Below are 9,624 nucleotides of genomic sequence, written 5' to 3' on the forward strand. Positions count from 1 at the left end.
CGGCTACTCTTGTTCCTGGAGCGGCAAAGGACCACTTTGCCGCTCCGCTCGACGGGGCGTCTAGTTCCTGTTTGTTACGAACAAAGGCTGGCCGCAACCACGCGCCAACCGGAGCTTCATGCGTTGGGGTAGCGGCTGAGTAGAGCCTCAACTTCTTCGTCGCTCGCGAGGTCTCGCCGCGCGGCGCGTTCTTCGATAATTCGCCACTCTTCGTCGGTAAGGTCGTCGCCTTCGCGTCGCTGCTCCTTGCGGCACCACCGCGAACTTCCTCAACAACCCTATTCCTCGCCAACGGCGAGAACTTTGTCATCAGTCTGAGGCCCGGCATGCGGGCGTTTTCGTTTTGCAAACGCGGCGCAGCTTGGCATGTGATTGCGGCGGCAACCCGCGCGACGAACAGATCCCGGAACTCGCTTGGTGAGCCGCGGCTTTTCTCGACGTCTTTGAGGGGCCTTACTTCGGTCCCATGTGGTGAGGATCGCTCCTCGGGCCGCCGCTGTAATGATGGCTGCCTCGGGGGCCAGCTTTGCCGGTGGTTACGCCGGTATCCTTCTTGCCCATGTGGTGGGGATCGCTCCTCGGGCCGCCACTGTAATGGTGGCCAGTTGTTTCGGTATCGGTCTTCTTGGTCTGTGCCATCGCCGGCATGGCGGCGAGCGAGAGCGCCGTGGCGGCGATCAGAAGAATGCGGGTGATCATGTCTGCTTCTCCTTCTCCGGCAAGAGGACAGACTGCATCGGATCATGGCTGCGGGTTGCCACTTTGCGGTAGATCAACCTTCCGCGGCTTTCCAAGACGTGGCCAAAGTTACTGAGATTTTCACGTTAGGGAGCGCAGTTCCCCGAGCATTGACTTGCGTCAACATCGCCTGCTGCAGCGATAATTAGAGTGAAACTTCTCAAGCGGGAGGCTGCATGATGTCGATGCATGAGCATTCCGGCCGTGGTCCTTCGGCGCATGAAGGCATCTCCTTGAGGTCCCGTGTCGGGCTCGTTCTGATCGGTTTCCTGGTCATCGCCGGCGCGTTGCTGTTCACCGAGCATCAAGCCCATGTATTGGGCTCGCTGGTTTGGCTGCCGCTGCTCGCCTGTCCGTTGATGCACGTCTTCATGCATAGCGGACACGGCAATCACGGCGGTCACCAGCAAGAGGTCGACAGGAGGCAGCCATGAACGGAGAATCGCCAGCCTATGGGCTGTGGGGCCTTGTCCTCATCAATTCCGTAGTCTTCATCCTGTTTGCCTACAGCTTCTTCAAGCCACAGACGCCGCGCGATTGGCGCTCGTTCAGCGCTTTCAGCGCCTTCCTGGTGGCGTTGTTTGCGGAGATGTATGGCTTTCCGCTGACGATCTATTTTCTGTCCGGCTGGTTGCAAACGCGCTATCCCAACATCGACTGGTTTTCACATGATGCGGGTCACCTGCTGGAAATGGTGTTCGGCTGGAAAACCAATCCGCACGCGGGTCCGTTCCATATCCTGAGCTTTGTATTCATCGGCGGAGGCTTCGTCCTGATCGCCGCGGCCTGGAAAGTTCTATACGACGCGCAGCAAAGGCGAACGCTCGCCACCACCGGGCCTTACAGCTATGTGCGGCATCCGCAATATGTCGGTTTCATCCTGGTGATGTTCGGCTTCCTGCTGCAATGGCCGACCATCCTGACGCTCGTGATGTTTCCGGTATTGACGGTGATGTATGTCAAGCTGGCGCGAAGCGAGGAGCGGGACGCAAGTTCGGAGTTCGGCGATGCGTACGCCAAATATGCCGCCGAGGTGCCCGGATTCATTCCGAAGCCTGGACGGCTCCTGGGCCCGCCTCCCACGGACGAGTATCGCCATGGTTAGCTATTCGAGGCGGCAAGCTATTGCGGCGGTTCTTGGCGCTTTCTGTGTTGGCGCGCTGCCGCTCGTTTGGGGCGATGTCGCTGCCGCGCAGGACACTCGGCAATCCAGGACGGCAGGCGGGATGACGGTCTATCTCGGTGTTGTGCCGGCGGAGATTGTGAAAGGGTTAGGAGCAGCCGGCCACGAGCAAGGACCGGTGCACGGCCGCGTTCCAAAAGGCGCGCATGCGTATCACGTTGTCGCCGCCGTGTTCGACTCCGCGAGCGGAGCGCGGGTGGCGGATGCGGCAGTCAAGGCTCAGGTTTCAGGGATCGGTCTTTCTGGCGTCAAGAAGAATCTCGATCGGATGGAAATCGCCAACACCACCAGCTATGGCGGGTTTTTCGATTTGCCCGGGCGCGACCTCTATACCATCAGGTTGACAATCGAGCGCCCTGGCCAGCCGAAGCCGGTTGATCTGGAATTCAAATACGACCATAGGCAATAGCCGCGAGAACTTGGCATGCGACCTTCTTCGACTGGTTGCTTCAAAAATTTTCGCGGCGCGCGTGAGCGGAGCTGCCGCTGGTTCTATCGAGGCTGCCATGGAACCTGACCGCAGGTCGTGGACACCCTCATCGATCGTCCTGGTGACGGCAGGCGTAACTCTGATTGGCACCGGAGTTTATTTCCTTCTCCTGCGTCCGCCGCTGTTGCCTGAAGACATCCGTTATATGGCATTGCCGCCGGCGCAATTCGATATCCTGAGACCCCGGCTGGAAGTGTGGCTCACCCATGTCTTCCGGGTCATGGGGGGCTACGTCCTGGCGACCGGCGTATTGATGGTCACATTGGCCGTGATGTCATTTCGCCAGCATTCGACGCCCGCAGCGATCGGCGCGCTGATCGGAGGCGTTGCCTCGATCGGCTGGATGGCCGTAGTCAACTTCCTGATCGACTCGGACTTCAAATGGGTTCTGCTGGCAATGGCGTTGCTATGGGCTGTCAGCCTTGTGCTGTTCTGGGTGGAGAAGCCCGACCGCGTGCGTTCGTGACTTTGCGACGGATCGCTCACAACTGCCGAGGCGCTGATGTTGGATGTGGGAAATCATAATTCGATCGATGCGCTGTTGCCGCCCGAGATGGCGGAGCGGGCGGAGCAGATCGGCGTACAGAAGACCCGCCTGGATACGCTGAGCTTGATCGCCCTCGCCGTGCTCGCCGGCGCTTTCGTCGCTTTCGGTTCAATGTTTTCGGTTGTCGTTATGGCCGGCGCTGAGGGCAATCTGTCTTACGGTGTCACACGTCTTTTGGGCGGAACGGTCTTTTCGCTTGGTCTTATCCTCGTCATCGTCGGAGGCGCGGAGCTTTTTACCGGCAACAATCTCATGGTGATGGCGTGCGCAAGCGGTCGCATTCGCGTCAGCGAGCTGTTTCGGGCATGGGCGTTCGTCTACGCCGGCAATTTTGTGGGCGCCATTGCAATTGCGTTTCTCGTCTTCCTGTCGGCGGGATATGACCACGGGAACGGCGCGGTCGGCCTGACCGCGCTGGCGAGCGCCAACGGCAAGGCGTCCTTGTCGGGCCTGCAGGCGCTTATTCATGGGGTTCTCGCCAATGTCCTCGTTTGTCTGGCGACCTGGCTCTGCTACAGCGCGCGCACGACGACAGATAAGATCCTGGCGATCATCTTCCCGATCGCGGCGTTCTCGGCCTCAGGATTTGAGCATTCAATTGCCAACATGTACTTGCTCACGTTCGCGCTGCTGACAAAGCTCTGTGCGGCAACCACGTTCTGGGGCGCGATTGGGAAAAGCCCATCCGTATTCTCGCACCTGACCGTGTTCGGCGCACTCATGAATCTGCTGTGGGTGACCATAGGAAACATGATCGGCGGTGTGGTGGTCGGTATCACCTACTGGTTCATCTATCTGCGCAAGTCCAAAGGAGGGAGCTGCATTGGATCATAGGGTGACGGACCCCGGGCCACCCCCGCTATCCTCGAGCCCACACATGATATAAGTCAAGATGCCCCGGTGAAGCGTAGTTCAAGCTTACGCGATGACCGAAGCGATCTTTACAGCCACGGCCCTGACCAAGACCTACGTCTCCGGCGAAGTGCAGGTCCACGCCCTGAACAATGTCGATCTCGAGATCGCGGAGAGGGAGGTGGTGGTTCTGCTCGGTCCGTCCGGCAGTGGCAAGACCACGCTGCTCAACATCATGGGCGGACTCGATCATCCGACCAGCGGCAAGCTGTTCTTCAAGCACCTCGAGCTGACTGGCCTGAGCGACCGGGAGCTGACCGATTACCGGCGTCGGCATGTCGGGTTCGTATTCCAGTTCTATAATCTCGTTCCTAGTCTGACGGCTTACGAAAACGTGGCCCTGGTGACCGAGATTTCGGAGCGGCCCATGCGTCCCGATGAAGCGCTTGCGCTGGTCGGGCTCGAAGCTCGCATGCATCATTTTCCGGCCCAGCTTTCCGGCGGCGAGCAGCAACGCGTGGCGATCGCCCGCGCCATCGCCAAGCGTCCCGCGGTGCTGTTGTGCGACGAGCCGACGGGCGCACTCGACTCGAAAACCGGAATCAAGGTCATCGAGGCGCTGCTCGGCGTCAATCGTCAGCTCGGCACCACGACGCTGATCATCACCCACAATGCAAGCATCCAGCAGGTTGCGGACCGGGTCCTGTTCTTCGCCGATGGCCGGATATCGAGGATCCAGCGCAACGAAACGCGCCGCGAGGCGGCGCAGTTGGTCTGGTGACATCATGTCGGCGCTCGACATCAAGCTGTTTCGCGACGCGAGGCGCTTGTGGGCGCAGGTGCTGGCGATTGCGCTGGTGATCGGCGGCGGGGTGGCGACGCTGATCCTCGCGGTCGGCTCACACCGCTCGCTCGATGAAACCCGCATCGCTTACTACGAGCGATACGCCTTCGCGGATGTGTTTGCGCTGACCAAACGCGCGCCCAAAGCGCTGGTGGATCAAATTGGGCAAATTCCCGGCGTGACCGCGGTCGATGCGAGGATTGCCAAGCTCGCCTTGCTCGATGTGCCGGGATTTTCCGAGCCCGCCAGCGCGCAATTCGTCTCGCTGCCGGATGACGGCGAGCCCGTGCTCAACCGGCTCTATCTGCGGGCCGGGCGTCTACCTGAACCTGGACGGACGGAAGAGGTCGTGGTCAACGAGAGTTTTGCAAAGGCGCACGGCTTTGTACCCGGCGCCGGTTTCTCCGCGATCCTGAACGGCAGGAAGCGCCAGCTCGTGATCGTGGGGACGGCCCTGTCTCCGGAGTTCGTCTACACGGTGGGACCCGGAGACCTGATGCCGGACGACCGCCGCTACGGCATCGTATGGATGTCGGAAAAGGCGCTTGCGAGCGTCTATGATCTCGACGGTGCATTCTCTTCCGTCTCCGTCAAGTTGCAACGCGGTGCGTCGGAGTCCGAGGTTGTCGCACGGCTTGATTCCCTGCTGGACGCCTACGGCGGGCAAGCGGCCCACGGCCGCAAGGAACAGACCTCGCATGCCTGGCTCGACCACGAGCTCGACATGCTCAACAATATGAGCCGCACGCTGCCGCCGATTTTCCTTTTGGTGTCAGCATTTCTCGTCAATCTCACACTTAGCCGGTTGGTGGCGCTGGAGCGCGAGCAGGTCGGGCTTTTGAAAGCCTTGGGGTATCGCGACAGCAGTATCGTACTGCACTACCTGAAATTCGTCGCGCTCATCGTTGTGATCGGGATCGTAATCGGCAGCGCCGTCGGGACCTGGTTGGGATTGCGCGTCACTGCGCTGTTTGGTGACTTCTTCCATTTCCCGTTCCTGCTGTTCGCGAAGTCGCCAGATCTCTATGCCATCGCGGGCGCACTGAGCGCCACCGCAGCCGTCATCGGCGCCATCCGCGCACTTAAGGAGGTCGTCAGCCTGCCGCCGGCCATCGCGATGCAACCGCCGGCGCCACCGAGTTATCGCCGGCTGGTTCCTGCAGGCTTTTCTCTGGACAGGATAGTTTCACAGCCGACGCTGATGATGCTGCGCAACATCTCGCGCCATCCGGTGAGGGCCGCCTTCACGACGCTCGGGATGGCGCTTGCAACTGCAGTTCTTGTCGTGTCGCTCTTTACCCGCGACACCATGGAGCAATTGATCGATGTAACCTACTTCCTGGCAGATCGGCAGGATGCGACGATCGGATTCGCCGAGAAGCGGACGGAAAATGTCGTCATGCAGGTGGCGCGGCTTCCGGGCGTGCTTGCCGCCGAGTCGTTCCGGGAGGTCCCGGTCCGGATCCGACACGGCAATGTCGAGCGTCGCATTACGATCAGCGGCCGCCGGCCCGAGTCCGATCTCAGGCGCATCATTGATGTTGATCTGCGGCCCGTGGTGCTTCCCGCAACCGGCCTCGCGATCTCCAGCATGCTTGGGAAAATTCTCGGCGTCGGCGTTGGAGATTCCGTCGAAATCGATCTGTTGGAAGGCACCCGGCGAACGGTATCCCTGCCGGTCGTTGCGCTGGTGGAGGACTATTTCGGCATCAGGGGCATGATGGACATGGAGGCCTTGGCGCGCCTGATGCGCGAGGGGCCCGTTGTAAACAGCGTCAACCTCAGCCTGGACGACGATCGCAAGGAGCAATTTTACGCGGCAGTCAAGGCGATACCGACCGTGAGCGGAGTGGCGCTGCAACGCGTTTCCCTGGCAAATTTTCGCAAGACAGTCGCGCTGCTCGTCACGACCATGGCAAGCATCTATACCGGACTGGCGGCGGTCATCGCGTTCGGGGTCGTCTACAACAACGCCAGAATTTCGCTTTCGGAGCGGGCGCGCGAGCTGGCAAGCCTGCGGGTGCTCGGCTTCAGGCGTGGCGAAGTCCTGCGCATCCTGCTGCTCGAACTGGCGCTCCTGACATTGATCGCGCAGCCTCCGGGTTGGGTGATGGGCTATGGCCTCGCATGGATCATGAAAACCAACCTCGCAGGTGAATTGATGCGCGTGCGTCTCGTCGTCGAGCATTCGACCTATGTGACGGCAAGCGCGGTTGTCCTTCTGGCGGCCATTGCCTCGGCGTTCATCATTCGAGAGCGCATCAACCGACTGGACCTTGTGGCCGTCCTCAAAACGCGGGATTGACCGATGCCGGCAAACTGGATGAAGCGGATCATAGCCATTGTAGTCGGCGGCGCGATTGTTGCGCTGTTAATCTGGTTTGCCTGGCCGCAGCCGGTCGCTGTCGATCTTGCCACAGCCGCGAAAGGTCCGCTCGAAGTGACGGCTGACGACGATGGAAAAACCCGCGTACGCCATATCTATACGGTGTCGGCGCCGATCGGCGGCAAGGTGCTGAGAATTTCTCACCCCATAGGCGCGCAGGGCACTTCGCTTCATGTCGGGGATCAGGTGACAGCCAACGAGACTGTCGTGGCGCTGATGCAGCCGACACCGCCGAGCTTTCTCGACGTGCGTTCGCACGATCAGCTCGAAGCTGAAGTGATCGCCGCCGACGCTTCGATTCAGCAACAGGAGGCCGAGGTCCGTCGGCTTGAAGCTGCGCTCGAATTCGCGCGTACCGAGTTTCAGAGGGCGCAGGCACTGGCGCGGACGCAGACGATCTCCACCCAGGCCTTCGACAAGGCCAAATTTGAAGTCGCCAGCAACGAAGCCGCGCTCGCCAGCGCGAGGGCTCAACTGGACTTTCGCCGTAACATGCGCTCAAGCCTCGCCGCCCGATTGATTGATCCCACAAACGTCACTCCGCCAAAGGATCCGGCGTGCTGCGTCAGGGTGCTGGCGCCGGCGAGCGGGCGCGTGCTGAAGATCATCCAGGATAGCGAGGTCGTGGTCTTGCCCGGTGCACCGTTGGTCGATATCGGCGATCCAAACGACCTTGAGGTGGTTGCTGACTTGTTGTCGACCGATGCGGTGCAGATCAAAGTCAATGCGCCGGTGCGGATCGATGGCTGGGGTGGTCCGCCGATACGGGGGAAGGTGGTCCGTGTCGACCCCGCCGGCTTCCTCAAGGTCTCCGCGCTCGGCATCGAGGAGCAACGGGTTCGGGTTACCATCGACTTCACCGATCCGCCGGAGCTTTGGTCCCGGTTGGGGCACGACTACCGCGTAATCGTGCATGCGACGATCTGGAGCGCGGGCGATGTCCTGACGGTGCCGGTAAGCGCGTTGTTCAGGAAGGGCGAGGACTGGGCCGTGTTCGTCGTGGAAGACGGACGCGCGCAGTTGACGCCGGTCAAGATCGGTCATCGCAACAACCGCATGGCGGAAGTACTGGAAGGGCTGGCTGCGGGACGGCAGGTGGTTCTTCATCCCAGCGACAAGATTGCGGATGGGGTTCGGATAGCCCAGAGATAGTCTGCCCTGCGGTACAGGCCTCGCTGGAAGTGCTGCCCGCAACTTCCGCGGCTTCTTTTGCTGGCTAAGGCTAGCCCGGCGTACCGTAACTCGCGAAGCGAGCGAAGGCTTGTTGGTGCCCCTGGCCGGAATCGAACCAGCACTCCTTGCGGAACTCGATTTTGAGTCGAGCGCGTCTACCAGTTCCGCCACAGGGGCCTTCGGTCGCGGGCCGGAGGGCCGGTGCGGCGAAGCGGGCGGAATATAGCGGGCGGCGCTTCCGGGTCAACCCGCGCGGATGTGATTGTGGCGTGTCTCGACACTTTAGGCGCGGCGGGATAGGACGCTGTTGCCTGTTTGAGCATGGACCCATGCTCCGGAGAACGTCTGTGACATCAGCCGCCGCCCATTCCTCGCCCGCGCGCCCTGCCGCCGATCCCGCGCTGGTTGCGGCCTTGGCGATTGCGGCCGTCGCCGCGGCGACGCTGGCGGGCGCCTGGTTCTTCCAGCTGGTGCTGGATATCCGGCCCTGTCCGCTCTGCCTCGAACAGCGCTACGCCTATTATCTGGCCCTGCCGCTCGCCCTCCTGGTGGCGTTTGCCGCCGCGCGCGGGGCGCCGCGGCAGGTCGTGCTGGCCGGGTTTGCGGTGCTTCTGCTCGCAGCCTTCGCCAATGCCTGGCTCGGCGGCTATCACGCCGGCGTCGAATGGAAGTTCTGGCAGGGCCCGACCGATTGCTCCGGCCCGGTCGTCGATCTCGGCAGCGCCGGCACGCTGCTGCAGCGCCTCGACAGCGTAAAAGTGATCCGCTGCGACGAGGTGCAGTGGCGCTTCCTCGGCCTCTCGCTCGCCGGCTACAACGTGCTGATCTCGCTATTGATGGCGGCGATGGCCGTGTGGGGCATCGTGTCGGCGAAACGGGCGTAGCTTCGTAGGGTGGGCAAAGGCGCGTTAGCGCCGTGCCCACCATCTATCCGCATCATCGGCCTGAAATGGTGGGCACGCTGTCGCTTTGCCCACCCTACAATTGCTGCGGGCTGATTTGCTTTGCGCGCAAGCGCAACTTCATGGAGCGACTGCGACCAATTGGCACGACGGGCAAATCACCAAAAGTCTGTCCAGCCCCTTTTGCAAAAATATTCCGCTTAACTTCGAGCCCAAATCATCGGCATAACTCCGCTTGTCTCACGGCGGATGAGGGGCGTTGGCCATCGTCACGAACGTGCGGTGAGATGCGATGGACGCGCGAGCTGCGACTGACGTGTGTGGCTCGAGCGTACGGCGAAGTCGTGTGGTCCTGACGCCGCGGTGCTGGCGTCAAGTTGTGCAGCTTCTTGCGCACGACGGTGGCAAGAAAGCCGTTCACCGGGGAGAGCTCGAAGTAAGCCGTAAAGCCATTGCGCAGGGAAGGCCGGAATGCTCCCGCTGCCCTGTATGCTCGTGTGCACTTTTGT

10 protein-coding genes and 1 tRNA gene are annotated in these 9,624 nt (G+C 61.3%); 9 read left to right on the top strand and 2 right to left on the bottom strand.

Annotation, left to right across the window (positions count from 1 at the left end; all coding sequences use genetic code 11):
* Positions 1-453 precede the first annotated feature (453 nt).
* Positions 454-699 (bottom strand): hypothetical protein, encoded by a 246-nt coding sequence (locus JQ624_RS36015; RefSeq protein ID WP_212423626.1) that lies wholly within the window; start codon positions 697-699, stop codon positions 454-456.
* 215 nt (positions 700-914) lie between these two features.
* On the opposite strand from JQ624_RS36015, the gene JQ624_RS36020 reads away from it, so the two are divergent.
* The 8 genes from JQ624_RS36020 (at position 915) to JQ624_RS36055 (ending at position 8,192) form a co-directional block, all read left to right on the top strand.
* Entirely contained in the window at positions 915-1,172 is a 258-nt protein-coding gene (locus JQ624_RS36020; RefSeq protein ID WP_409334416.1) for a DUF2933 domain-containing protein, read from the top strand.
* The gene (locus tag JQ624_RS36025) at positions 1,169-1,843 is read left to right on the top strand and encodes an isoprenylcysteine carboxylmethyltransferase family protein (RefSeq protein ID WP_212423627.1); all 675 of its coding nucleotides are present in this window, start codon (positions 1,169-1,171) and stop codon (positions 1,841-1,843) included. The genes JQ624_RS36020 and JQ624_RS36025 overlap by 4 nt, the downstream gene beginning before the upstream one ends.
* A 121-nt stretch (positions 1,844-1,964) precedes the next feature.
* Positions 1,965-2,330: a hypothetical protein gene (locus JQ624_RS36030; protein WP_249130341.1), complete on the top strand. Its 366-nt coding sequence runs from the start codon at positions 1,965-1,967 to the stop codon at positions 2,328-2,330.
* Positions 2,296-2,877 (top strand): hypothetical protein, encoded by a 582-nt coding sequence (locus JQ624_RS36035; protein ID WP_249130342.1) that lies wholly within the window; start codon positions 2,296-2,298, stop codon positions 2,875-2,877. Before JQ624_RS36030 ends, JQ624_RS36035 begins: the two co-directional genes overlap by 35 nt.
* Positions 2,878-2,913: 36 nt before the next feature.
* Positions 2,914-3,792 (top strand): formate/nitrite transporter family protein, encoded by an 879-nt coding sequence (locus tag JQ624_RS36040; RefSeq protein WP_212423629.1) that lies wholly within the window; start codon positions 2,914-2,916, stop codon positions 3,790-3,792.
* Positions 3,793-3,883: 91 nt separating this feature from the next.
* The gene (locus JQ624_RS36045) at positions 3,884-4,591 is read left to right on the top strand and encodes an ABC transporter ATP-binding protein (protein WP_212423630.1); all 708 of its coding nucleotides are present in this window, start codon (positions 3,884-3,886) and stop codon (positions 4,589-4,591) included.
* Positions 4,592-4,595: 4 nt separating this feature from the next.
* A complete protein-coding gene (locus tag JQ624_RS36050; protein ID WP_212423631.1) occupies positions 4,596-6,959 on the top strand; it encodes an ABC transporter permease in 2,364 nt (787 codons plus the stop codon).
* 3 nt (positions 6,960-6,962) lie between these two features.
* On the top strand, positions 6,963-8,192 hold the full coding sequence (locus JQ624_RS36055) for an efflux RND transporter periplasmic adaptor subunit (protein ID WP_212423632.1): 1,230 nt from the start codon (positions 6,963-6,965) through the stop codon (positions 8,190-8,192).
* A gap of 113 nt (positions 8,193-8,305) precedes the next feature.
* Here the strand turns inward: JQ624_RS36055 and JQ624_RS36060 are convergent.
* Positions 8,306-8,390 (bottom strand) — tRNA-Leu (locus JQ624_RS36060).
* 170 nt (positions 8,391-8,560) lie between these two features.
* On the opposite strand from JQ624_RS36060, the gene JQ624_RS36065 reads away from it, so the two are divergent.
* Positions 8,561-9,097, top strand: coding sequence for a disulfide bond formation protein B (locus JQ624_RS36065; RefSeq protein ID WP_409334417.1), 537 nt, complete (start codon positions 8,561-8,563; stop codon positions 9,095-9,097).
* The last annotated feature ends 527 nt before the right edge of the window (positions 9,098-9,624 follow it).

This window comes from Bradyrhizobium sp. AUGA SZCCT0283 (genome assembly GCF_018130385.1).
Taxonomy (GTDB): domain Bacteria; phylum Pseudomonadota; class Alphaproteobacteria; order Rhizobiales; family Xanthobacteraceae; genus Bradyrhizobium.

Bases quoted from the DNA above. Each gene is read 5' to 3' on its own strand.
- JQ624_RS36015 (WP_212423626.1), bottom strand. From the start codon at position 699: ATGATCACCCGCATTCTTCTGATCGCCGCCACGGCGCTCTCGCTCGCC.
- JQ624_RS36020 (WP_409334416.1), top strand. From the start codon at position 915: ATGATGTCGATGCATGAGCATTCCGGCCGTGGTCCTTCGGCGCATGAA.
- JQ624_RS36025 (WP_212423627.1), top strand. From the start codon at position 1,169: ATGAACGGAGAATCGCCAGCCTATGGGCTGTGGGGCCTTGTCCTCATC.
- JQ624_RS36030 (WP_249130341.1), top strand. From the start codon at position 1,965: ATGACGGTCTATCTCGGTGTTGTGCCGGCGGAGATTGTGAAAGGGTTA.
- JQ624_RS36040 (WP_212423629.1), top strand. From the start codon at position 2,914: ATGTTGGATGTGGGAAATCATAATTCGATCGATGCGCTGTTGCCGCCC.
- JQ624_RS36045 (WP_212423630.1), top strand. From the start codon at position 3,884: ATGACCGAAGCGATCTTTACAGCCACGGCCCTGACCAAGACCTACGTC.
- JQ624_RS36050 (WP_212423631.1), top strand. From the start codon at position 4,596: ATGTCGGCGCTCGACATCAAGCTGTTTCGCGACGCGAGGCGCTTGTGG.
- JQ624_RS36055 (WP_212423632.1), top strand. From the start codon at position 6,963: ATGCCGGCAAACTGGATGAAGCGGATCATAGCCATTGTAGTCGGCGGC.